General features: G+C 55.8%; 18 protein-coding genes. 6 read left to right on the top strand and 12 right to left on the bottom strand.

The annotated features are described in order from the left end of the window. Positions 1-25: 25 nt before the first annotated feature. Positions 26-1027, top strand: coding sequence for a Kdo(2)-lipid IV(A) acyltransferase (locus ACOTX1_RS08780; RefSeq protein WP_023314194.1), 1002 nt, complete (start codon positions 26-28; stop codon positions 1025-1027). Between the two features lie 91 nt (positions 1028-1118). After that, positions 1119-1760, top strand: coding sequence for a hypothetical protein (locus ACOTX1_RS08775; RefSeq protein ID WP_023314193.1), 642 nt, complete (start codon positions 1119-1121; stop codon positions 1758-1760). Here the strand turns inward: ACOTX1_RS08775 and ACOTX1_RS08770 are convergent. Next, on the bottom strand, positions 1753-2052 hold the full coding sequence (locus tag ACOTX1_RS08770) for an ArsR/SmtB family transcription factor (RefSeq protein ID WP_000612740.1): 300 nt from the start codon (positions 2050-2052) through the stop codon (positions 1753-1755). The two genes, ACOTX1_RS08775 and ACOTX1_RS08770, sit on opposite strands and share 8 nt — an antisense overlap. 161 nt (positions 2053-2213) lie before the next feature. Here ACOTX1_RS08770 and fusA point away from each other — a divergent pair, with 161 nt between their 5' ends. After that, positions 2214-4316, top strand: a complete 2103-nt coding sequence (fusA, locus tag ACOTX1_RS08765; protein WP_023314192.1) for an elongation factor G — start codon at positions 2214-2216, stop codon at positions 4314-4316. A 67-nt stretch (positions 4317-4383) separates the two neighbouring features. Here the strand turns inward: fusA and ACOTX1_RS08760 are convergent, their stop codons facing one another. The 3 genes from ACOTX1_RS08760 to ACOTX1_RS08750 form a co-directional block, all read right to left on the bottom strand. Continuing rightward, positions 4384-4809 (bottom strand): DUF3828 domain-containing protein, encoded by a 426-nt coding sequence (locus tag ACOTX1_RS08760; RefSeq protein ID WP_003857021.1) that lies wholly within the window; start codon positions 4807-4809, stop codon positions 4384-4386. Beyond that, positions 4809-5171 (bottom strand): hypothetical protein, encoded by a 363-nt coding sequence (locus ACOTX1_RS08755; RefSeq protein ID WP_022651231.1) that lies wholly within the window; start codon positions 5169-5171, stop codon positions 4809-4811. Before ACOTX1_RS08755 ends, ACOTX1_RS08760 begins: the two co-directional genes overlap by 1 nt. A gap of 125 nt (positions 5172-5296) precedes the next feature. Further along, complete coding sequence (locus tag ACOTX1_RS08750) at positions 5297-5869, bottom strand: flavin reductase family protein (protein WP_003857024.1); 573 nt, start codon at positions 5867-5869, stop codon at positions 5297-5299. A gap of 105 nt (positions 5870-5974) precedes the next feature. Here ACOTX1_RS08750 and nhoA point away from each other — a divergent pair, with 105 nt between their 5' ends. After that, positions 5975-6820, top strand: coding sequence for an N-hydroxyarylamine O-acetyltransferase (nhoA, locus tag ACOTX1_RS08745; protein WP_003857025.1), 846 nt, complete (start codon positions 5975-5977; stop codon positions 6818-6820). 79 nt (positions 6821-6899) lie between these two features. Here the strand turns inward: nhoA and narI are convergent, their stop codons facing one another. From narI to ACOTX1_RS08715, 6 genes are all read right to left on the bottom strand, one after another. Further along, entirely contained in the window at positions 6900-7580 is a 681-nt protein-coding gene (gene narI / locus ACOTX1_RS08740) for a respiratory nitrate reductase subunit gamma (RefSeq protein WP_003857027.1), read from the bottom strand. Beyond that, positions 7577-8272, bottom strand: coding sequence for a nitrate reductase molybdenum cofactor assembly chaperone (narW, locus tag ACOTX1_RS08735; RefSeq protein WP_022651230.1), 696 nt, complete (start codon positions 8270-8272; stop codon positions 7577-7579). The genes narI and narW overlap by 4 nt, the downstream gene beginning before the upstream one ends. Next, positions 8272-9816 (bottom strand): nitrate reductase subunit beta, encoded by a 1545-nt coding sequence (gene narH, locus ACOTX1_RS08730; protein ID WP_003857031.1) that lies wholly within the window; start codon positions 9814-9816, stop codon positions 8272-8274. The genes narW and narH overlap by 1 nt, the downstream gene beginning before the upstream one ends. After that, positions 9813-13553 carry a nitrate reductase subunit alpha gene (locus ACOTX1_RS08725; protein ID WP_023314191.1) on the bottom strand — a complete coding sequence of 1247 codons (3741 nt, stop codon included), beginning with the start codon at positions 13551-13553 and terminating at the stop codon, positions 9813-9815. The genes narH and ACOTX1_RS08725 overlap by 4 nt, the downstream gene beginning before the upstream one ends. Positions 13554-13620: 67 nt before the next feature. Beyond that, the gene (locus ACOTX1_RS08720) at positions 13621-15006 is read right to left on the bottom strand and encodes a NarK family nitrate/nitrite MFS transporter (RefSeq protein ID WP_003857034.1); all 1386 of its coding nucleotides are present in this window, start codon (positions 15004-15006) and stop codon (positions 13621-13623) included. A 211-nt stretch (positions 15007-15217) separates the two neighbouring features. Beyond that, complete coding sequence (locus ACOTX1_RS08715) at positions 15218-15793, bottom strand: TetR family transcriptional regulator (RefSeq protein ID WP_003857036.1); 576 nt, start codon at positions 15791-15793, stop codon at positions 15218-15220. A gap of 116 nt (positions 15794-15909) precedes the next feature. On the opposite strand from ACOTX1_RS08715, the gene ACOTX1_RS08710 reads away from it, so the two are divergent. After that, positions 15910-17400, top strand: a complete 1491-nt coding sequence (locus tag ACOTX1_RS08710; RefSeq protein ID WP_023314190.1) for an MFS transporter — start codon at positions 15910-15912, stop codon at positions 17398-17400. Positions 17401-17445: 45 nt separating this feature from the next. Here ACOTX1_RS08710 and ompC read toward each other — a convergent pair whose 3' ends face one another. Then, positions 17446-18519: a porin OmpC gene (gene ompC / locus ACOTX1_RS08705; RefSeq protein ID WP_023314189.1), complete on the bottom strand. Its 1074-nt coding sequence runs from the start codon at positions 18517-18519 to the stop codon at positions 17446-17448. Between the two features lie 627 nt (positions 18520-19146). Further along, complete coding sequence (yddG, locus tag ACOTX1_RS08700) at positions 19147-20025, bottom strand: aromatic amino acid DMT transporter YddG (RefSeq protein ID WP_126497811.1); 879 nt, start codon at positions 20023-20025, stop codon at positions 19147-19149. Positions 20026-20245: 220 nt separating this feature from the next. On the opposite strand from yddG, the gene fdnG reads away from it, so the two are divergent. After that, positions 20246-23293 carry a formate dehydrogenase-N subunit alpha gene (gene fdnG, locus ACOTX1_RS08695; RefSeq protein WP_086528405.1) on the top strand — a complete coding sequence of 1016 codons (3048 nt, stop codon included), beginning with the start codon at positions 20246-20248 and terminating at the stop codon, positions 23291-23293. Positions 23294-23302: the final 9 nt, after the last annotated feature.

Genomic DNA, 23302 nt, shown 5'->3' with positions numbered 1-23302 from the left:
AAATTAGTAAAAGGATAATTTTTCCATGACAAAATTACCTCAGTTTTCACTCGCCTTTATTCATCCTCGTTACTGGCTCAGCTGGGCAGGCATTGCCGCGCTCTGGTGCACGGTTCAGCTTCCGTACCCGCTGCTGTTGAAAACAGGTCACAGGCTTGGGCGTCTGGCTATGCGCCTGCTTCCACGCCGCGTGGAGATCGCCAGACGAAATCTTGAGCTTTGCTTTCCTGATATGAAAGAGGACGAGCGCGAGCGTTTACTTGAGCGTAATTTTGAATCGGTTGGAATGGGCGTCATCGAAACCGGGATAGCGTGGTTCTGGCCTAACTGGCGCGTGCGGAAACACTTCAGCGTGACCGGCTACGAACATATGGAACAGGCGCGGGCGCAAGGTAGGGGCGTGGTGCTCATTGGCATGCATTTTCTCACGCTGGAATTAGGCGCACGCATCTTTGGCATGCTCAACGCGGGTATTGGTGTGTATCGTCCCAACAATAATGCGTTGCTCGACTGGCTGCAAACGCGCGGTCGTCTGCGTTCCAATAAAACCATGCTTGACCGCTATGACCTGAAGGGCATGATCCGCGCACTGAAGCAAAACGAGATCCTGTGGTATGCCCCGGACCACGACTATGGCAAAACGAATAGCGTGTTTGTGCCGTTTTTTGCCGTCCCGGACGCCGCGACAACTGCCGGGAGCTACATGCTGGTGAAAAGTGCCAGACCGGCCGTGATCCCGTTTGTACCGCGCCGAAAAGCAGATGGCACAGGATATGAACTGCTTATTCTGGAAGATATCAGCGATACGTTGCAGGGAGGCGATAAAGCGTCGGTGGCCACGCAAATGAACAGAGCGATTGAGCGCGCCGTGATGATGGCGCCTGAGCAATATATGTGGCTGCATCGCCGGTTCAAAACCCGCCCTGAAGGCCAGCCGGACCGGTATAAACGCAAAAAACAGGTCGCGTCTACTGCAAGAACCTTATCTGCCAGCGATATTTCGGACCGGTCGAGTATCCAGCAGTAGTCGGTCAGGGCGGATGCCGGTGCGCTCCGCCCTTTATAAATCCTGCCGCGCTGGATAGAATTACCGCATCCACATTGACGGGATGCCCCACATGACCGGAAGAGTCGATTATCATCTAGAAAAATACCTCCTCACCGAAGCCGGCGAGCCGGAACGGCTGACGCGCCAGTGGGCCGAGGTGATGCGCGAGTGTCATGACCAGAAATCCGGGGCAGAAGAGCGGCTGCGTCTCGCGCTGCTTAACGTGGATTATGTGACCAGCTTTGAGCTTCCCTTCCGGTTACTTCTTACCCGTGCACCGCAGCTGATTGATGGCATCAGAAATGAGTTCCAGCTCAGTCAAAAAAATGTCCTGTTCAACGGCAAGCGGTTTGGCTGCGTTTACAGCCTTAAACAGGATTTGAACGGCATTCCAGATGAATTTACCTACCACCTGAAGACCCGTATTCAGCGGATCGATGCCTCCGGCGGTTCGGAAGTGCCTTACCGGCAAATCGCTCAGCAGGTGAAAGCCCCCCGCGAGCGCCTCCAGCTGGCGCTGGAACAGGGGCTTGCGGTCACCGCGCTTGACGGGCTTTTCTGGTTTGGCCTCCAGCGCATAGCCGCCGACGTGCAGCGGTTAAGGAAGACCGGGATGAGAATAGTGACGTCCAATACGGAGGTGTTCGACACCCTTACCGGAACAACACGGCGCATTCCGGTTTATCGTCTTGAGGACGCTGCCGCTACTTAGCCTGGAGCAGGATCGCCAGCAGTCCCGGAAAGCGGGCGTCCAGATCCTCTCTTCTCAGTGAAATCATATTCTCGCGCCCCTGCGGGCGCTGCCAGATCACGCCGCTGTCGCGCAGCACGCGCCAGTGGTGAGTCATAGTGGATTTCACCACCTCTTCCGGGCGCAGCGCGTTACAGCTCAGTTCGCTGCCGTCGGCCAGCCTGCGAATAATCGCTAATCGCAGCGGGTTGCCGAGGGCGAACAGCACATTTTCCAACACTATTTGTTCAGGTTCCGGGTGGTTTGGGATCATCGTTTTCCTGCGTCTCGCGTGAGATTGAGCTATATCAACAATAGGTCAACCGTTAAAAAATAGTTCGATAATACTCGTACAATAGGACTATTATAACAAACGAACGTATACGCGACCATCCCGGTCGTCACAAACCAGTCTTGAAGACTTAAGGAAATATCATGCCCCGACCCATTCCACTCGAACGTTATCGCAACATCGGTATCTCCGCGCATATCGATGCCGGCAAAACAACCACCACTGAGCGCATCCTGTTTTACACCGGGATGAGCCACAAGCTGGGTGAAGTACACGATGGCGCGGCAACCACCGACTGGATGGCGCAGGAGCAGGAGCGCGGGATCACCATTACGTCGGCGGCGGTAAGCTGTTTCTGGCCTGGTATGGACAGAGGCTTTGAACCGCACCGCATCAATATTATCGACACCCCCGGGCACGTGGATTTCACCATTGAGGTGGAACGTTCCATGCGTGTGCTCGACGGCGCGGTAATGGTCTATGACTCCGTCGGTGGCGTGCAGCCGCAGTCGGAAACCGTCTGGCGTCAGGCGAATAAATATCATGTTCCGCGTCTGGCATTCGTCAACAAAATGGACCGCCCGGGCGCAGATTTCTTCCGCGTGGTGCGGATGATGCAGGAGCGGCTGAAAGCCAATCCTGTCCCGATTGTGATCCCCGTGGGGGCAGAAGAACACTTCACCGGCGTGGTGGATCTCATCAAGATGCGCACCATTCTGTGGGACGATGCGACGCAGGGCATGGCATTTAGCTACGCGCCGGTGCCTGACTATCTGCTGAGTACCGCCCAGACGTGGCGAGAAAAAATGGTCTCGTCTGCGGCAGAAGCCAGCGATGAGCTTATGGATAAGTATCTTGAGACGGGCGAACTGGATGAAGCGGAAATCATCAAAGGACTGCGGATCCGGACTATGTCCGGTGAAATACAGCCCATGCTGTGCGGCAGCGCTTTCAAGAACAAGGGCGTGCAGCGCATGCTCGACGCGGTGATTGAATTGATGCCGTCTCCACTGGACGTGCCCGCTATTGATGGGGTAGACGAAGACGGACAGCACGCCGAGCGCCACCCGAGCGATGATGAGCCGTTCTCGGCGCTGGCGTTCAAGCTGATGAGCGATCCGTACGTCGGGCAGCTAACCTTTATCCGCGTCTACTCTGGCGTGCTGCGTAAAGGCGACGCGGTGTATAACCCGGTGAAAGGGAAGAAAGAGCGCATCGGGCGAATCGTACTGATGCATGCCAACGATCGCCACGAGGTGGACGAACTGCGCGCCGGGGATATCGCGGCCTGCGTGGGGCTGAAAGACGTAACCACCGGCGACACGCTCACCGATCCGAACGCCGTCATTACGCTTGAGCGCATGGAGTTCCCGGACCCGGTGATCTCGCTGGCGATTGAGCCGAAAACCAAGGCCGATCAGGAGAAAATGGGGATCGCTCTACAGCGCCTGGCGGCGGAAGATCCGTCGTTCCGCCTGCACACGGACGAAGAGTCCGGTCAGACGATTATCTCCGGGATGGGCGAGCTGCATCTGGAGATCATCGTCGACCGCATGAAGCGCGAGTTTGGCGTTGAGGCGAACATTGGTCGTCCGCAGGTCACCTACCGTGAAACCCTGCGTAAAGCGGTGAAAGATATAGAAGGTAAATTTGTCCGACAGTCCGGCGGGAAAGGGCAGTACGGTCATGTGGTCCTGAGCCTTGAGCCGTTAGCAGCCGGGAGTGGTTTTGTGTTTGAAGATGCCACCAAAGGCGGGGTGGTGCCGCGGGAGTACATCCCGTCGGTGGAAAAAGGGTTGCGAGAAGCCATGAATACGGGTGTGCTGGCGGGCTATCCGGTGGTGGATGTGAAAGCGACCCTGACGTTTGGTTCTTACCATGACGTTGACTCCTCGGAGATGGCCTTCCGCATGGCGGCGATCCTCGGCTTCAAAGAGGGCGCACGGCGGGCGGACCCGGTTATTCTTGAGCCGGTCATGCACGTTGAGGTGGAAACGCCGGAAGAGTATGCCGGGAACATTATGGGCGATCTCTCCTCCCGTCGCGGCCTGGTGCAGGGGATGGCAGAGCAGTACGGCAGCCAGATTATTCGCGCTGACGTCCCGCTGGCTGAGATGTTTGGTTATGCCACCACGCTGCGCTCGATGTCCCAGGGGCGCGCGACGTATACGATGGAATTCCATCATTTTGCGGAAGCTCCGCGGAATGTGGCGGATGAGATTATTGCGAAGCGTGTGAAGAGTTAATTAATTGCACATGGTAGTCATTTGGCTACCATGTGTCTTTATTATCGCGACAGGGAGTTTATGCCTGTTACTTAATTAGCGTCGCCGATCGCACTTTCCATTTTCCTTGCTCTTCAACGAGACAATCTGCAATAACATGATCTTGCTTCTTACCAAATGCGACATAGACGTTTGTGCATACGGCGTCAAAATCAGAATGTAAGACGGTTATCTGATTCCAGTCATCATCCCAGTCCTGCGCTTTGATAAACATATCCGCATCGGGCATATCTTTATCGTTACTGTCGCCAGAGTACATTTCTTTAATTGCTGCAATGGTCCCTGAGGCTACGTACTCGTTCATAATGTCTGGATTGAGTACGGGTGGTTTGTTCTGATCTAACTGCGCTATATACCATTGATTGAATTTAAGTGCCGCCTGACCCGGTGCATAAATATTTTCTGCGGCCGCGAGCGGAGACAGGGCGAAAAGTAAAAAGTAGAGTGGTTTCATTAATCATGCCTGAACAGTTCGTAATGAGGTTGTATGTTGCGGTAAGCCTGCCCAGGATACATGGTGCGTTGCACAAAATCGCTGATCCACTGTTGACCATCGTATATACAAACGTGACCGCTATCATGACCAACTATATTTTGGATAACTGCGACGTCACCAGCATGGGGTTGATCATATACCAGGTGAAAGCCTGCATTGACTAATGTGCGCCCCATATCTTTTGCCAGACGCGTGTTGGGGAGTTTTAATCGACCACCCGCTCTGATCGCTTCTGTTACGTAACGAGCACAATTACCCGTGCTGCTGGGCTGCGCGTGTGATTTCGCATATGATATTGCGCCATCTTTGTTCCATGACATGGATATTTCCTTTACGAAAGATTGTTTATACAACAGCTTCTGAAATATCCTCCGTTTAACATCGTCATGATAAACATAAAATGCCATAGAAATTTTATATAATTCATATGGGTATAATTAAAATATCATTCCAGCGCCTTCACCATTTTCCCGCTCGCGACAAACGTACCCGCTCCCAGATGATGCAGCGTATTCAGCTTATCCCCGTCAAACTGCCAGCGTCCGGCGACAAATGCGCGTTCATCCGCCGCGGCGGAAACCACTTCGCCAAACAGAGTGTCATATTTCTCTGCCGCAGAGGTGACAGGTAATAACCGGCACTCCATCCAAGCCAGACATTTCTCTTCTATAACCGGCAGGTCAAGCTCAGGGCCATAAATAACCGGGATCCCGTAGCAGTTAAATTTATCCTCGTCGCGCCCGCTGACGCTGCCGACCGCCCAGGTCCAGTTGGCTGCCGCCACGCCGGGGATCACAATGCCGAATTTCCCGCTGCGTTCGATCAACTCCCGTGACCACGCGCTTTTGTCTACCACAATCGCGATACGCGGGGGTTCAAATTCCACCGGCATAGACCATGCGGCGGCCATGACATTGCGACGATCGATGGTCTCATCCCGGCTGGTGATGAGCACGGTTGGACCGTGATTCAGAAGGCGGCTGGCGTGACGTAATTCAACAGGGCGAAAGTGGCTCATAGGATCTCCTCGTGTACACGATGAGTATGACGAAAAAGCACTTTTACGCATATGCAAAAGGGAAAATAGTTTATAAACAGGGGATATCACCTCCTGGAGCAAATCATGTCCCCATTTCTGAGTGCTTATTTTGCCCGCACGGGCTGGCAGCAGCCCGTACAGGTTAATATCGATACCCTGCGGGGGCTGCATTTACACCATAACTGCGCGATCCCCTTCGAAAATATCGACGTCGTTTTGCCGCGGGAAATCCATCTGGACGACGGGTGCCTGGTGGATAAACTGGTCACCGCACGTCGAGGGGGGTATTGCTTCGAGCAAAACGGCTTGTTTGAGCGGGTATTGCGCGAAGTCGGGTTTACGGTGCGCAGCGTGCTGGGGCGGGTTGTGCTGGCCAATCCGTCGCAGATGCCGCCGCGTACGCACCGGTTGCTGCTGGTTGAGCTGAACGGCGAGCGCTGGATCGCCGATGTGGGATTTGGCGGACAAACGCTGACGGCGCCGATTCGTTTGATCGCCAACGAGGAACAGGAAACCCCGCACGGGCGTTATCGTTTGCTGAGCGAGGGTAACGACTGGATACTGCAATTCCGCCATCACGACCACTGGCAGTCGATGTACCATTTTGACCTGGCGACCCAGTACTTCAACGATTACGTGATGGGAAACTTCTGGTCGGCGCACTGGCCGCAGTCCCATTTCCGTCATCACCTGCTGATGTGTCGCCACCTGCCGGACGGGGGCAAGCTAACGCTGACCAACTTTAATTTTACCCACTGGCAGAACGGTCATGTGGAAGAGCAGATCCATTTGCCGGATGCGGAGGCGCTGTATCAGCTGATGCAGGCGCGGTTTGGCCTGGGCGTTGATGACCCGAAGCACGGCTTTACCCTGGCAGAGCTGACGGCCGTGATGGCGGGGTTTGATACGCATCCGCAGGCGGGGAAATAGCCCGGTGGCGGCTACGCCTTACCGGGCCTACGGGAGTGTGAACGTAGGTGGAATAAGGCGTAGCCGCCACCCGACAAAATTAACGGCGCGATCTCACAACCTGATAGCGACGGGTAAAATACTCAAACGGCGCGCTCCACACGTGCACCAGGCGGGTGAACGGGAAGATAAGGAAGATCGTCATCCCCAGCACCAGATGCACGCGGAAGATCGGCGCGACGCCGCTCAGCATTTCCGACGAGCCTCCCTTGAACGTCACGATCCCCTGCGCCCAGCCGACCAGCTTCATCATCTCGCTTCCGTCAGGATACTGGGCGGAGAAAGGAATGGTCGACAGCCCAAGGATGCACTGAAGCAGCAGGATACTCATGATGATAATATCCGGCGTGGTGGACGTGGCACGTACCCGCTGGTTGAACAGGCGGCGGATCAGCAGCATAGAGCCGCCAATCAGCGTTAGCACCCCGCAAATGCCCCCCGCAATCATGGCTAACTGCTGTTTAACCGCGATGGGTAAAAACCAGGCGTACATCCAGTGCGGGGTTAACATGCCGAACAGGTGCCCGAAGAAGATCCCCAGAATGCCGATATGAAACAGGTTCGAAGCCCAGTTCATCCCGCGCTTGCTGAGCATCTGGCTCGACGAGGCGCGCCAGGTGTACTGCCCGTAGTCGTAGCGCAGCCAGCTGCCAAGGAAAAAGACGGTGGCGCAGATGTACGGATAAATGTCATAGAAAAACACGTTCAGGTAATGAGTCATTTTGGGCCTCCGGCGCTGACGTCCACGTACTGCGGCGCGACGTCCTGGCTAAAGCGTCGTTGATATTGCTGCATCGGCGAACTGTCGCACGATGTGGCGTTGTCTTCGATAAACTTGACCTGTTCCTCTTCCCACACGGCGTCCAGCGCCTGACGGGTATCATCCCGTTTTTCACCGGATACCTGTTTCGCCACGCTGTCGCTGGAAAGCCGTGTTTCCGCCAGCGACAGCAGGGCGTCAAACAGCTGGTAATGCGCGACCTCGCGCTGTTTCAGGCGGCCTCCAATCAGCGCCAGTATAGGCGCGACGTTTTGCAGCCCTTCACGTGCCTCGTCGTCGCTGACGATACTGAGATATTCCAGATAGAGCGGCAGATAGTCCGGCAGCTCGCGGCAATCCAGCTCCAGCCCGGCTTTCTCATACTGGCTCATCAGGTCGACCATCGCCTGACCGCGATCGCGCGACTCGGCGTGAACGTGCTCGAACAGCAGCAGCGACGTTGCGCGTCCCCGCTCGAAGACTTCACACCATTCGGCCTGCTTATCCAGCAGCGGGGCGCTCAGGTGCTGCTGCGCAAACGGCAGCAGCATGGGCGCATCCTGTTCCACCAGGGAAAGCGCTTCGTCACGGTTTTCCCACAGCAGCTCATCGGGATACTCAATGAGCAGCGCGATGATTTTGAGGATTTGCATTACTCTCCCTCCCCGTGATCGCGCACTTCGGTGATGTTGATCGCGTCGATGCGGCTGCTGTTGAAGAGGTTGAATTTTGTGTCGGAGCCGTGACAGCCGTCGCCGAAGGTGAAGCCGCAGCCGTTTTTCTCCGGGAAAGCGTCGCGTGCCATTTCGCGGTGGCTGGTGGGGATCACGAAGCGGTCTTCGTAGTTGGCAATCGCCAGATAGCGGTACATCTCTTCAACCTGCGCTTCGGTCAGGCCGACCTCTTCAATGGCGCGGGTATCGGTCACGCCTTCCACGGTCTGGGAGCGCTTGTAGTGACGCATTGCCATCATGCGCTTCAGGGCGCGCAGCACCGGGCCGGTATCGCCCGCGCTGAGCATATTTGCCAGGTACTGCACCGGGATGCGCAGGCTTTCTACCGCAGGCAGTACGCCGTCGCTCTGCGGCAGACCACCCGCGTCCGCGTAGGACTGAATCGGTGACAGCGGCGGCACATACCAGACCATCGGCAGGGTGCGGTATTCCGGGTGTAGCGGCAGGGCGAGCTTCCAGTCCATCGCCATTTTGTAAACCGGGGAACGCTGCGCTGCGTCGATGACGTTCTGCGGGATGCCCTGCTTCAGGGCTTCTTCAATCACCGCCGGATCGTTCGGGTTAAGGAACACGTCGCACTGGCGCTCATACAGATCGGTTTCATGCTCGGTGCTGGCCGCCTCTTCAATGCGGTCTGCGTCATACAGCAGCACCCCGAGATAGCGGATGCGTCCGACGCAGGTTTCCGAGCAGACAGTCGGCTGGCCGGACTCGATGCGCGGATAGCAGAAGATGCACTTCTCTGACTTGCCGCTTTTCCAGTTGAAGTAGATTTTTTTGTACGGACAGCCGCTAATGCACAGACGCCAGCCGCGGCATTTGTCCTGGTCGATCAGCACAATGCCGTCCTCTTCGCGTTTGTAAATCGCACCGCTCGGGCAGGTGGCGACGCAGCTCGGGTTCAGGCAGTGCTCGCACAGGCGCGGCAGGTACATCATGAAGGTGTTTTCGAACTGGCCGTACATCTCTTTCTGGATCTTCTGAAAATTTCGATCGCGGGCGCGTTTTTCGAACTCGCCGCCCAGCAGCTCCTCCCAGTTTGGTCCCCAGACGATCTTATCCATCCGCTTACCGTCGATCAGCGAACGTGGGCGGGCGGTAGGGAGGTGATCCCCCTCCGGGGCGCGGTGCAGATCCTGGTAATCGAAGGTGAAAGGTTCATAGTAATCGTCAATCTGCGGCAACACGGGGTTGGCGAAAATTTTCGACAGGACGCCCATTTTCCCGCCGAGGCGTGGGGTCAGCTTGCCGTGAATACCGCGGATCCAGCCGCCTTGCCACTCATCCTGATCTTCCCAGTTTTTCGGATAGCCGATGCCGGGTTTGGTTTCGACGTTATTAAACCACGCGTACTCCATCCCTTCGCGCCCGGTCCAGACGTTCTTACAGGTGACCGAGCAGGTGTGGCAGCCAATGCATTTATCGAGATTCAGTACCATGCCAACCTGTGAGCGTATTTTCATTTTTTCGCCTCCTGTACTTGATCCCGACCTTCGCCGTCCAGCCAGTTAATGTTTTTCATTTTGCGGATCATGATGAACTCGTCGCGGTTCGAGCCGACGGTGCCGTAATAGTTGAAGCTGTACGCCAGCTGCGCGTAGCCGCCGATCATGTGGGTCGGTTTCGGGCAGACACGGGTAACCGAGTTGTGGATCCCGCCGCGCCGTCCGGTTACTTCTGAACCCGGAATGTTCAGGATTCGCTCCTGAGCGTGGTACATCATGGTCATGCCCGGCGGCACGCGCTGGCTGACCACCGCGCGGGCGGTGAGGGCGCCGTTGGCGTTGAAGGCTTCAATCCAGTCGTTGTCCTCAATGCCCAGCTCGCGCGCGTCGGTTTCGCTGATCCAGACGATGGGCCCGCCGCGCGACAGGGTCTGCATCAGCAGGTTTTCGCTGTAGGTGGAATGAATGCCCCATTTCTGGTGCGGCGTCAGAAAGTTAAGCGCTTTTTCAGGGAAGCCGTTCGGCGGGATCTCGCGCATATGGGTGACGCTGCGGGTATCAATCGGTGGACGATAGGCCACCAGACTTTCACCGAAGGCGCGCATCCAGGCATGATCCTGATACAGCTGCTGGCGGCCGGAAATCGTGCGCCACGGGATCAGCTCGTGAACGTTGGTATAGCCTGCGTTATACGACACGTGCTCGCTCTCAAGGCCGGACCACGTTGGGCTGGAGATAATTTTGCGCGGCTGCGCCTGAATATCGCGGAAGCGGATTTTCTCGTCTTCTTTGTTCAGCGCCAGATGGGTGTGATCGCGCCCGGTCAGTTCGCCGAGGGCTTCCCAGGCTTTGACCGCGACCTGACCGTTAGTTTCCGGGGCAAGGGCGAGGATCACCTCTGAAGCATCAATGGCGGTCTCGATGCGCGGACGGCCTTTCGCCGGGCCGTCGGGCTTGACGTAGTTGAGCTTGCCGAGGAAATCGACCTCATTCTGGGTGTTCCACGATATGCCTTTTCCGCCGTTGCCGAGCGTGTCCAGCAGCGGGCCAAGCGCCGTAAAGCGCTCGTAGGTTTCCGGATAGTTGCGCTCGACGACTGCAATGTTTGGCGCGGTTTTGCCGGGGATCAGATCGCACTCGCCTTTGCGCCAGTCCAGAATATCAAAAGGCTGCGACAGCTCCCCCGGGGAGTCATGCTGTAGCGGCTGTAGCACCACGTCAGTTTCGGTGCCAAGATGCCCGACGCACACTTCAGAGAAGACTTTGGCGATGCCCTTGTAAATCTCCCAGTCGCTGCGGGACTCCCACGCCGGGTCAACGGCGGCGGAGAGCGGGTGAATAAACGGATGCATGTCCGAGGTATTCATATCGTCTTTTTCATACCAGGTGGCGGTGGGCAGGACGATATCCGAGAACAGGCAGGTGCTGGACATACGGAAATCAAGCGTCACCAGCAGATCCAGCTTGCCCTCAATGGCGGCGGTTTGCCATTCTACTTCCTCAGGCTTCACGTCGTCCGTTGAACCTAAATCCTCACCCTGAATACCGCTCTCGGTGCCAAGCAGGTATTTCAGCATGTATTCATGGCCTTTCCCGGACGAACCGAGCAGGTTAGAACGCCAGACGAACAGGTTGCGCGGGTGGTTCTTGCCGTTGTCCGGCTGTTCGCAGGCGAAGCGAATATCACCCGATTTTAACGCCTGCACGGTGTAATCCTGCGGCGACATCCCGGCGGCGTTGGCGCGAGCTTTAACGTGCAGCGGGTTGAGGTTGAGCTGCGGCGCGGAAGGGAGCCAGCCCATACGCTCGGCGCGGACGTTGAAATCAATCAGGTGACCGGTAAACTTCGATGCGTCTGCAAGGGGAGAAAGCAACTCCCTTGCGGTGAGCTTCTCATAGCGCCACTGGCTGGCGTGGTTGTAAAAGTACGATGTGCTGTTCATCTGGCGCGGCGGACGGTTCCAGTCCAGCGCGAAGGCCAGCGGCAGCCAGCCGGTTTGCGGGCGCAGCTTTTCCTGGCCGACATAGTGCGACCAGCCGCCGCCGCTCTGCCCGACGCAGCCGCAGAAGACCAGCATGTTAATCATCCCGCGGTAGTTCATGTCCATGTGGTACCAGTGGTTCACACCGGCCCCGAGAATGATCATCGACCGTCCGTGGGTCTTATGCGCCGTGTCGGCAAATTCACGGGCGATTTTTTCTATCAGATAAGCGGGGACGCCGGTAATTTGTTCGCCCCAGGCCGGGGTGTAGGCTTTTATCTCGGCGTAGTTTGTCGCCGCGTTACTGTCTTCCAGACCGCGATCGAGGCCGTAGTTTGCGAGCACCAGATCGTACACGCTAACCACGCGTCTCTGGCTGCCGTCGGCCAGCGTCAGGGTTTTACTCGGTACTCGGCGCGTCAGCACCGGCTCCTGCTTCACGCTGCGGAAATGCGGGTTCTCGTTGCCCCCGAAGTAAGGGAAGGCCACGTCTGCCACGCTGTCGTGGGTGATGAGCAGGGAAAGCGTCAGCTCGGTTTCCTGTCCCGCGGCCAGCGACTCCAGGTTCCATTTGCCTTTTTCACCCCAGCGGAAGCCGATGGAACCATTCGGCGCCACCAGATTTCCGGCCACGTCAAAGGCGATGGTTTTCCACTCCGGATTATTGGTTTCACCCAGCCCGTCGGCCAGATCCGATGCACGCAGCATGCGGCCCGGCACCACGCGACCGTCAGCCTGTTCATCCAGCAGAACCAGCATAGGCATGTCGGTGTAGCGGCGGCAATAGTTGAGGAAGTAATCGCTCGGGTTATCAAGATGGAACTCTTTGAGGATCACATGCCCCATCGCCATGGCAAGGGCGCTGTCGGTACCCTGTTTGGGGGCCAGCCATTCGTCGCTGAGCTTTGCCACCTCCGAGAAGTCCGGCGTAATGGCGACGGTCTTGGTGCCTTTGTAACGCACTTCGGTAAAGAAGTGGGCGTCCGGGGTGCGCGTCTGCGGCACGTTCGAGCCCCAGGCAATGATATAGCTGGAGTTGTACCAGTCCGCCGATTCCGGCACGTCGGTCTGTTCGCCCCAGGTCATCGGCGACGCCGGAGGCAGATCGCAATACCAGTCATAGAAGCTCAGGCAGGTGCCGCCGAGCAGGGAGAGATAGCGCGTACCGGCGGCATAAGAGACCATCGACATGGCCGGGATGGGGGAAAAACCGGCTACCCGATCCGGGCCGTAGTTTTTGATGGTCCAGACGTTGGCGGCAGCAATCAGCTGGTTAAGCTCTTTCCAGTTTGAGCGGATAAAACCGCCTTTACCGCGCGCCTTCCTGTAGCTCTGCGCTTTCTGCGTATCGTTCTGAATGGCGTCCCAGGCCAGCACCGGATCGGTATGCTGCGCCAGCGCCTCGCGCCAGAGTTCGATCAGCCGACGGCGCACCAGCGGGTATTTCAGGCGGTTGGCGCTGTAGAGATACCAGGAGTAGCTTGCGCCGCGCGGGCAGCCGCGTGGTTCGTGGTTAGGCAGGTCAGGGCGGGTACGCGGGTAGTCGGTCTGCTGGGTTTCCCAGGTCACCAGGCCATTTTTGACATAAATCTTCCAGCTACAGGAGCCGGTGCAGTTAACGCCGTGGGTGGATCGCACAATTTTATCGAACTGCCAGCGTTGACGGTAGCTGTCCTCCCAGTCGCGGTTGGTGTGGTACACCTGCCCGTGCCCATCGGCGAAACTGTCGCCTTTTGTTTTGAAGTAACGGAAGCGGTCCAACAGTTTGCTCATGACATTTCTCCTGCTTCGATAGCATGGCCGGAGGGTGAGGCATCACGCTCCGGCGAAGATGTAGTTATTATTTTTGTGAGGATTTGCGGCCGTACACCAGCCAGGTGACGAGTACGCAGACGATGTAAAACACGAGGAAGACTTTCATGGCGCCCACCGGGGATCCGGTCATCGCCAGGGATGTGCCAAAGGCTTTGGGAATAAAGAACCCGCCTACCGCACCGATGGCAGAGATAAAGCCCAGCGCGGCAGCCGTTTCGGTCACCGCTTCATGCTGTGCCTGTTCGTCGCTCCCGCCCTGTTTTTTTACGCGGTCGAGGGTGATTTGGCGAAAGATAATCGCGATCATCTGGAAGGTCGAGCCGCTGCCCAAGCCTGCGGTCAGAAACAGGCCCATAAAGACCAGATAGAAGGCGATAAAACTGCCTGAACCAGACCCGGGGAGTGTCAGGAAAATCAGGGCGCTAAAGATGGCCATAAAGACGAAGTTGATCAGCGTCACCCGTACGCCGCCCAGCCTGTCTGAAATCATCCCGCCAGCCGAACGCGCCAGGGCGCCAATCAGCGGACCAAAGAAGGCGAGGTGGAGGATATTTACGTCCGGAAACTGGGTTTTCGACAGCATGGCAAAGCCTGCCGAGAAACCGATAAACGAGCCGAAGGTTGCCAGATAAAGCAGGCTCAGCAGCCAAAGGTGAAAGCGCTTAAGTACCGGAAGCTGGCTGGCAATGGATGCTTTCGAGCTGGCGATGTCGTTCATGCCAAAAAACGCCGCAAGGGTGGCCAGAATCAGCAGCGGCGCCCAGATCCACGCCGCGTTCGCCAGCCACATCGTCGAGCCATCCTCCTGGGGGACGCCATGAACGCCGAGAAAGGTAAACATCGGCAGGAAAATCACCAGCGGCGCAACCAGCTGCATCACGCTCACACCCAGGTTACCCAGCCCGCCGTTAATGCCCAGCGCGCTGCCCTGTCTGGCTTTCGGGAAGAAGAAACTGATGTTTCCCATGCTGGAAGCGAAGTTGGCGCCGGCAAAACCGCACAGCAGTGCGATGATGATAAAGACCCAGTAAGGCGTGGCGGTATTCTGGATGGCGATCCCAAGCCAGACACAGGGTACGACCAGGATAACGGTGCTTAACACGGTCCAGTAACGCCCGCCAAATATCGGCACCATAAAAGAGTAGGGGACACGCAATATCGCGCCGGAGAGAGAAGGTAATGCCGTTAGCATAAAAAGCTGATCGGTGCTGAAATTAAATCCGACCTTATTAAGGTTTACCGCAATAGCGCTAAACAACATCCAGACACAAAACGCGAGAAGCAAACACGCCACGGAAATCCACAGGTTTCTTCGTGCGATATGTTTCCCTTTATTCTCCCAAAATTGCGCATTTTCCGGTTTCCAGTTACTCAACAGATGCTGGTTACTCTTCTCGCTTTGATGTGACATATCACCCTCTTGCTTACCCAAGTGGAGAGAAAAAATTAAATAAAAACAGAAAGATACCTGCCGATAGCTTGTAGGAATTATTGGATGTTATGGGATACATCTGAAAGGATAGATAAAAAAGCGAATCCCTGAGTTTGGAATGGGAATCTGGGTTCGCTTTATGTGTTACTAATTGTAACTTTTTGCGGAAATTAATACCCCGATGGGAGTATTAAAACAATTCGAGGGAGATAAGTTTATCCAGATGCTTATTAAAGGCCGCGTCGTCCATTTCAGGCATATTTAATACGTATATGCCATCCAGGCCACATACCAGACCAATTAAACGCCAGGCGATATTTTCCGGCTGGTCAGCAAGCGTAAAGGCGTTGGCCTCCGCCCCGGCCCTGATAATCGCAACCGTTTCCTGGTGCCACATCTCCATAGTCAAAACGTAGGCGCCTTTAATATCGCTATCCCGGCTGGCGAGAATTTGCGCCTCTCGCCACAGCCGAATGTAGGGCTCAAACCCGCCGTCATCGCTGCCGAGCATGGCATGCAGGCGCTCGCGCCAGCCAGCGTTTTCGCCAACGATTTCAGCATCCAGCAAATCGCGGATTAGCCGGACAAACGCCAGCGACTTAAGCTCGCCCGCCGACGCAAAGTGGTGATGCAACTGCCCGGTGGCGACGCCCGCTTCGGTGGCGATGCGGCGCACGGTCATTGCAGCGAATCCTTCGGTCAGCGCCACGCGCATCGCGGCCTGGAGGATCTCTTCCCGCCGCTCGTCCTTGCTCAGATAACGCATAATTTCTCACTCTCAATGGCAACGAAACGAGTGTAACAAAGAGCTGGACAAGTGTTCAACTTTACGTAGGATCGCAATCTGGACATGTGTCCAATTTTTAACTGAAAAGGAAATTTATGTTTCGTCAGTGGTTAGCGTTAGTGATTATCGTGCTGGTATATATCCCGGTGGCGATTGACGCGACGGTGCTGCACGTGGCGGCGCCAACATTGAGTATGACGCTGGGTGCCAGCGGCAACGAATTGTTGTGGATTATTGATATTTACTCGCTGGTGATGGCGGGGATGGTGCTGCCGATGGGCGCGCTGGGCGATCGCATAGGTTTTAAGCGCCTGCTGATGATCGGCAGCGTGCTGTTTGGCCTGTCATCGTTAGCGGCGGCTTTTGCGCCGTCCGCGGGCTGGCTGATTGCCGCCCGCGCGTCGCTGGCGATTGGCGCGGCGATGATTATTCCGGCTACGCTTGCAGGGATCCGCACGCTGTTTATTGATGCGCGGCACCGTAATATCGCCCTCGGCGTCTGGGCTGCCGTTGGGTCGGGCGGCGCGGCGTTTGGCCCGTTGATTGGCGGCATGCTGCTGGAGCACTTTTACTGGGGTTCGGTCTTCCTGATTAATGTGCCGATCGTGCTGATGGTGGTTTCGCTTGCTGCGCGCTTTGTGCCTGCTCAGCAGGGTCGGCCCGAGCAGCCGCTCAATATCAGCCATGCCATTATGCTGATTGTGGCGATTTTACTGCTGGTCTATAGCGCCAAAACCGCCCTGAAAGGGGTGCTGTCGCCGTGGATGGTGACCATTACGCTGCTTACCGGGGCGGTGATGCTGTTTATCTTCGTCCGTATCCAGCTGCGCGCGCGCGTACCGATGATCGACATGCGTCTGTTTTGCCATCGCATTATTTTAAGCGGCGTGGTCATGGCGATGACCGCCATGATTGCGCTGGTGGGCTTTGAACTGCTGATGGCGCAGGAGTTGCAGTTCGTGCATGGTTTTACGCCGTTTGAAGCAGGGATATTTATGCTGCCGGTGATGGTGGCGAGCGGATTTAGCGGGCCGATCGCGGGCGTGCTGGTCGGGCGTCTGGGGCTGCGCATTGTCGCGGCCGGAGGCATGGGGCTAAGCGCAGTCAGTTTTATCGGCCTGTCGATGCTTGATTTCAGCACCCAACAGTGGCAGGCGTGGAGCCTGATGGTGCTGTTGGGCTTCAGTGCCGCCAGCGCACTGCTGGCATCGACGTCAGCGATCATGGCTGCCGCGCCGAAAGAGAAAGCGGCCGCCGCAGGCGCGATCGAAACCATGTACTACGAGCTGGGCGCTGGTCTGGGGATCGCCATTTTCGGTTTGCTGTTAACCCGCAGCTTTTCGGCGTCTATTGTACTGCCGCAGGGGCTGAGCGCGTCGCTGACCGATAAAGCCTCGTCGTCCATCGGTGAAGCGATGAAGGTGGCGCAGGAGCTGACGCCGTCACTGGCCGAGCCGGTGATGACGGCGGCGAAAACTGCGTTCATCACCTCGCACAGCGTGGCCCTGGGCAGTGCGGGAGGCATGCTGCTGATTCTGGCGGTCGGGATCTGGTTTAGTCTGGCGAAGGTCGGAGGGCAGCAGTAATAAAAAAGGCCAGCCGGGAGGGCTGGCCTTTTGAACTAACAGATCTTAGAACTGGTAGGTCAGACCTACAGCCACGATGTTGTCGGTAGCCACTTTGGCATCTTTGGTGAACTGGCTGTCATCCACGAGGTTGATTTTGTAATCAACGTAGGTGGACATGTTTTTGTTGAAGTAGTAGCTCGCGCCAACGTCAACGTATTCAACCAGATCCTGGTCGCCATAAGAACCGATGTCTTTACCTTTGGATTTCAGGTAAGCGATGGATGGACGCAGACCGAAGTCGAACTGGTACTGCGCCACAACTTCGAAGTTCTGCGCTTTGTTGGCAACGTGACCGTTACCGAACGCCGTCATGTTGCGGGTTTCAGAGTAGGTGGTTGCCAGGTAGATGTTGTTCGCATCGTACTTCAGGCCAGCAGCCCAGACTTCTGCGTTTTCGCCACCGGCGTTCAGGTCGCTTGCAGCACGAACCTGACGGTCGGTACGGTCAGATTTCGCGTAGGTCGCACCCACACCGAAGCCGTCGAATTCATAGGTAGAAGAGAGACCCCAGCCGTCACCGTTGGATTCGGTGATCTCTGAACGGTCGTTTTTACCCTGGTACTGAGCAGCCACGTTCAGGCCGTCAACCAGACCAAAGAAGTCGGTGTTACGGTAGGTTGCAACGCCAGTGGTACGGCCGGTCATGAAGCCGTCAGTCTGCGTCCAGGTATCGCCACCGAACTCTGGCAGAACGTCAGTCCACGCGCCGATGTCATAAGCCACACCGTAGTTACGACCGTAGTCGAAGGAACCGAATTCATCGAATTTCAGACCAGCGTACGCCAGACGGGTTTTGTTGCCGTCGGAACCTTGAGCTTCGGAGCGATTGCCCTTGAACTCATATTCCCACTGGCCGTATCCGGTCAGCTGATCGTTGATCTGAGTTTCACCTTTGAAGCCCAGACGAACATACGTTTTGTCGCCGTCGCTACCAGCATCATCAGAAAAATAGTGCAGACCAGTAACTTTGCCGTACAGATCCAGTTTGTTACCGTCTTTGTTAAAAACTTCAGCCGCGTTAACAACGCCAGCTGCCAACATGGAAGTTACTGCCACTGCAACTAATTTAAGTTTCATCTTAAATAATCCTTATAATTTTATTTGGGTATTTCCTAAGCCATCTGAGCGATTTTTAAACGAGGCTTATCGTCAATGGCAGACTATTTTTAAAATTCCGTAGACTGCTTTCAATAATAAGTTTCAAAATATTAAAGATAATTTCAATTAGTGTGATCCTGATCGGGTAAATTGCCCTTAAATCGCTCAATCAGGTTAATATATAGACATAAATTGATTATTAACAAAGCACGATAATATGGCTGTAAGTAATTTCCGGACGTTTTAGTTTTTCTGGGGAATTAAAGGAATTTGACAGAGAGTATCAACGTGTGGGGCGCGATAACATCTTTTAAAACAGCGGATTATGAATTTTTCGGTGAGCCAGTGTCTGTTTTCTAAGTGAAATATTCAGAAATAAACTATTGCACTTCGTGCTATATAGCGCGGTAATATTGGCGCTGAACTAATTACCTGTGTTGTCAGTTTATGTCAACTTCCACAACGGCTCTGGCTATCCGTGGGCATTCTATACAGAAATTTTAGTTGTCTCGAATGTTACCAATTATATTCGAGGGTGTGATCACACATTAAATAATTGTTAATTTTGTGCCGGGCATATTGGGTACCCGGCAAAAAATAAAAATACTATTTGCGCGTGGCATACCAGCACAGTAACGATCCGGCGCACACCATCAATGCCCCTTGCCAGAATGAGAATGAAAGCGGAGAGCTCAGCACAATAGCCGCCAGCGCGGCGGAAAGAACGGGCGTGAAATAAGAGACAGCCGCAAGCACCGTGACGTTACCGTGAAGAATACCGATATTCCAGGCGGCGTAGCCAAAGCCAAGCGCAACCCCACACATCAATAGCTTCACCACAACCGGGACGCTGAACACCATTTCGGGCTGATCGCTGACGGCATATTTGACCCACAGGCTCAGGGCGGTCAGCAGGACGAAAAGGGTAATGCCATTTTGCCCTTTGGCATACTTGCTGGTGACGGTGCAGTAGGCGGCCCAGATAAAAGCGCCAGCAAACGCCAGCCCATAACTCAGCGGACTTGAAACGACGTTCTGCATGATGTCATTCAGTTGCAGACCGTTTTCGCCACCTAAAACCCAGCACACCCCCAACAGCGAGATGAGAAGCCCAGGGATGACCCACAGGGTGGATTTTTGCCCGTTGAACAAAATCGCGAAGGCAATCGTCAGGCTTGGCCACAGATAATTGACCATACCGACTTCAATCGCCTGTGAGCGCGTCGCGGCATATCCCAGCGACAGGGCCAGGCACATCTCATAGCTGACAAACAGGATGCTGCCCGCAAGAAGATAGCGCCTGGAAAAACGCCGAAGATCGGGAAAACCCACCGTTACCAGACACAGCAGCCCGCTGACGGTGTAAATCATCGCCGCGCCGCCCACCGGGCCCAGTCCTTCACTGACGCTGCGGATGAGACCCACCATGGTGCTCCACAGCAATATGGCCGCCAGGCCTGTCAGCGTTGATCTTTTTCTGTCCATTACCCTGCCAGTCTTCAAAAAATCAAAGGGAAAACTTATAGCATCTATCCGCTACACCTGGCGAATTTTCTACGGGGTAGATACCCCGAAAAGAGTAGCAAATCGTACCAGCGGTGACTATTTGGGGGGCTAAGTATAGCGACCTTGATTTGACGCAATAAAAAAAGGGGCTTTGCTGTTAGTTTGCCGCGCGAAGTCTTATCAGATAACGAGGACAACAATGGACGTCAGCCGCAGACAATTTTTTAAAATCTGCGCGGGCGGTATGGCCGGAACAACAGCCGCGATGCTGGGATTCGCTCCCAAAATGGCGCTGGCTCAGGCACGCAACTATAAACTGCTGCGCGCGAAAGAGATCCGTAACACCTGCACATACTGCTCCGTGGGTTGTGGGCTATTAATGTATAGCCTGGGTGATGGCGCGAAGAACGCCAAAGAAGCGATTTATCATATTGAAGGGGACCCGGACCATCCGGTGAGCCGCGGGGCGCTTTGCCCGAAAGGGGCGGGGCTGCTGGACTACGTCCACAGTGAAAACCGTCTGCGCTACCCGGAATATCGTGCGCCGGGGTCTGACAAATGGCAGCGTATTTCCTGGGACGACGCTTTCTCCCGAATTGCAAAACTGATGAAAGCGGATCGCGACGCCAATTTTATTGAGAAGAACGAGCAGGGCATCACGGTAAACCGCTGGACCTCCACCGGGATGCTGTGTGCCTCTGCGGCAAGTAATGAGACCGGCATGCTGACGCAAAAATTTGTGCGCTCCCTCGGCATGCTGGCGGTTGATAACCAGGCGCGCGTCTGACACGGACCAACGGTAGCAAGTCTTGCTCCAACATTTGGTCGCGGTGCGATGACCAACCACTGGGTTGATATCAAAAACGCAAACGTCGTGGTGGTTATGGGCGGTAACGCCGCTGAAGCCCATCCGGTGGGGTTCCGCTGGGCGATGGAAGCGAAAAACAACAACGATGCGACGCTGATTGTCGTCGATCCACGCTTTACGCGTACGGCATCGGTGGCTGATATCTATGCGCCGATCCGCTCCGGTACGGATATTACGTTCCTTTCCGGCGTACTGTTGTACCTGATCGAAAACAATAAGATTAACGCGGAATACGTTAAGCATTACACCAATGCCAGCCTGCTGGTGCGGGAAGATTTCGCTTTCGAAGATGGTCTGTTCAGCGGCTATGACGCCGAGAAACGTCAGTACGATAAATCATCCTGGAACTATCAGTTCGACGAAAACGGCTACGCGAAACGCGATGAGACCCTGAGCGATCCGCGCTGCGTGTGGAACTTGCTGAAACAGCACGTTTCCCGCTATACGCCGGACGTGGTGGAAAACATCTGCGGTACGCCGAAAGCGGACTTCCTGAAAGTGTGTGAAGTGCTGGCCTCCACCAGTGCCGCCGACAGAACCACTACTTTCCTGTACGCGCTGGGCTGGACGCAGCATACCGTGGGCGCGCAGAACATTCGCACCATGGCGATGATCCAGCTGCTGCTCGGCAACATGGGGATGGCCGGTGGCGGCGTGAACGCCCTGCGCGGGCACTCTAACATTCAGGGCTTAACCGACCTCGGCCTGCTGTCAACCAGCCTGCCGGGTTACCTGACCCTGCCGTCCGAGAAGCAGACCGACTGGCAAAGCTGGCTTGACGCCAACACGCCAAAAGCGACGCGTCCGGACCAGGTGAACTACTGGAGTAACTATCCGAAGTTTGCCGTCAGTCTGATGAAATCGTTCTACGGCGACGCGGCGCAGAAAGAGAATGACTGGGGCTTTGAGTGGTTGCCGAAATGGGACCAGGCTTACGATGTCATCAAGTATTTCAATATGATGGATAAGGGCGACGTCACGGGGTATATCTGCCAGGGCTTTAACCCGGTGGCGTCATTCCCGGATAAAAACAAAGTCGTTCGCAGCCTGAGCAAGCTGAAGTACATGGTGGTTATCGATCCGCTGGTCACCGAAACGTCTACGTTCTGGCAGAACCACGGTGAATCAAACGATGTCGATCCGGCATCCATTCAGACGGAGGTGTTCCGCCTGCCATCGACCTGCTTTGCGGAAGAGGACGGTTCTATTGCCAACTCTGGCCGCTGGCTACAGTGGCACTGGAAAGGTCAGGATGCGCCGGGTGAAGCGCGTAATGACGGCGAAATTCTGGCCGGGATTTACCATCGTCTGCGCGAGATGTACCGCACAGAAGGCGGCAAAGGCGCTGAGCCGCTGCTGAAGATGAGCTGGAACTACAAGCAGCCGGATCATCCTGAGTCCGAAGAGGTGGCAAAAGAGAACAACGGTGTGGCGCTGGCCGACCTGTACGATGCCAACGGCAATCTGGTGGCGAAGAAAGGCCAGTTGCTCAATAGCTTCGCGCTGTTGCGTGACGACGGTACCACCGCCTCGTCCTGCTGGATCTACACCGGCAGCTGGACTGAGCAGGGTAACCAGATGGCCAACCGCGATAACGCCGATCCGTCAGGCCTGGGTAACACCCTGGGCTGGGCATGGGCGTGGCCGTTAAACCGCCGCGTACTGTACAACCGTGCCTCCGCAGACGTGAACGGTAAGCCGTGGGATCCGAAACGCATGCTGATCGAGTGGAACGGCACGAAGTGGACGGGGAACGATATCCCGGACTTCAACACCGCCGCGCCGGGTAGCAACACCGGGCCGTTTATCATGCAGCCGGAAGGGCTGGGACGTCTGTTTGCTATCGACAAACTGGCGGAAGGGCCGTTCCCTGAACACTACGAGCCGATGGAAACGCCGCTCGGCACTAACCCGTTGCACCCGAACGTGGTGTCAAGCCCGGTGGTACGCATCTACGAAGACGACGTGCTGCGTTTAGGTAAAAAAGACAAGTTCCCGTATGTCGGCACTACTTACCGCCTGACCGAGCATTTCCATACCTGGACCAAGCACGCGCGGCTTAACGCCATCGCGCAGCCGGAACAGTTTGTGGAGATAAGCGAAACCCTGGCGAAGGCGAAAGGCATTGCCAATGGCGATCGCGTGAAGGTCAGCAGCAAGCGCGGCTTTATTCGCGCGGTGGCGGTGGTCACCCGTCGTCTGCAAACGCTGAACGTGCACGGCCAGCAGGTGGAAACGGTGGGCATACCACTGCACTGGGGCTTTGAAGGGGTAGCGCAGAAAGGCTACATCGCCAATACCCTGACGCCAAACGTCGGCGATTCCAACTCGCAAACGCCGGAGTATAAAGCGTTTCTGGTCAACATCGAGAAAGCGTAAGGAGCGATT

This window comes from Enterobacter cloacae complex sp. IR5401 (assembly GCF_049238425.1).
In the GTDB taxonomy this organism is placed as follows: Bacteria; Pseudomonadota; Gammaproteobacteria; order Enterobacterales; family Enterobacteriaceae; genus Enterobacter; species Enterobacter hormaechei_C.
Note: the sequence above shows the minus strand (reverse complement) of the source record. Positions and strands in the feature narration are given on the sequence as shown.

Coding starts and splice junctions, on each gene's coding strand:
- ACOTX1_RS08780 (WP_023314194.1), top strand. CDS start 26: ATGACAAAATTACCTCAGTTTTCACTCGCCTTTATTCATCCTCGTTAC.
- ACOTX1_RS08775 (WP_023314193.1), top strand. CDS start 1,119: ATGACCGGAAGAGTCGATTATCATCTAGAAAAATACCTCCTCACCGAA.
- ACOTX1_RS08770 (WP_000612740.1), bottom strand. CDS start 2,052: ATGATCCCAAACCACCCGGAACCTGAACAAATAGTGTTGGAAAATGTG.
- fusA (WP_023314192.1), top strand. CDS start 2,214: ATGCCCCGACCCATTCCACTCGAACGTTATCGCAACATCGGTATCTCC.
- ACOTX1_RS08760 (WP_003857021.1), bottom strand. CDS start 4,809: ATGAAACCACTCTACTTTTTACTTTTCGCCCTGTCTCCGCTCGCGGCC.
- ACOTX1_RS08755 (WP_022651231.1), bottom strand. CDS start 5,171: ATGTCATGGAACAAAGATGGCGCAATATCATATGCGAAATCACACGCG.
- ACOTX1_RS08750 (WP_003857024.1), bottom strand. CDS start 5,869: ATGAGCCACTTTCGCCCTGTTGAATTACGTCACGCCAGCCGCCTTCTG.
- nhoA (WP_003857025.1), top strand. CDS start 5,975: ATGTCCCCATTTCTGAGTGCTTATTTTGCCCGCACGGGCTGGCAGCAG.
- narI (WP_003857027.1), bottom strand. CDS start 7,580: ATGACTCATTACCTGAACGTGTTTTTCTATGACATTTATCCGTACATC.
- narW (WP_022651230.1), bottom strand. CDS start 8,272: ATGCAAATCCTCAAAATCATCGCGCTGCTCATTGAGTATCCCGATGAG.
- narH (WP_003857031.1), bottom strand. CDS start 9,816: ATGAAAATACGCTCACAGGTTGGCATGGTACTGAATCTCGATAAATGC.
- ACOTX1_RS08725 (WP_023314191.1), bottom strand. CDS start 13,553: ATGAGCAAACTGTTGGACCGCTTCCGTTACTTCAAAACAAAAGGCGAC.
- ACOTX1_RS08720 (WP_003857034.1), bottom strand. CDS start 15,006: ATGTCACATCAAAGCGAGAAGAGTAACCAGCATCTGTTGAGTAACTGG.
- ACOTX1_RS08715 (WP_003857036.1), bottom strand. CDS start 15,793: ATGCGTTATCTGAGCAAGGACGAGCGGCGGGAAGAGATCCTCCAGGCC.
- ACOTX1_RS08710 (WP_023314190.1), top strand. CDS start 15,910: ATGTTTCGTCAGTGGTTAGCGTTAGTGATTATCGTGCTGGTATATATC.
- ompC (WP_023314189.1), bottom strand. CDS start 18,519: ATGAAACTTAAATTAGTTGCAGTGGCAGTAACTTCCATGTTGGCAGCT.
- yddG (WP_126497811.1), bottom strand. CDS start 20,025: ATGGACAGAAAAAGATCAACGCTGACAGGCCTGGCGGCCATATTGCTG.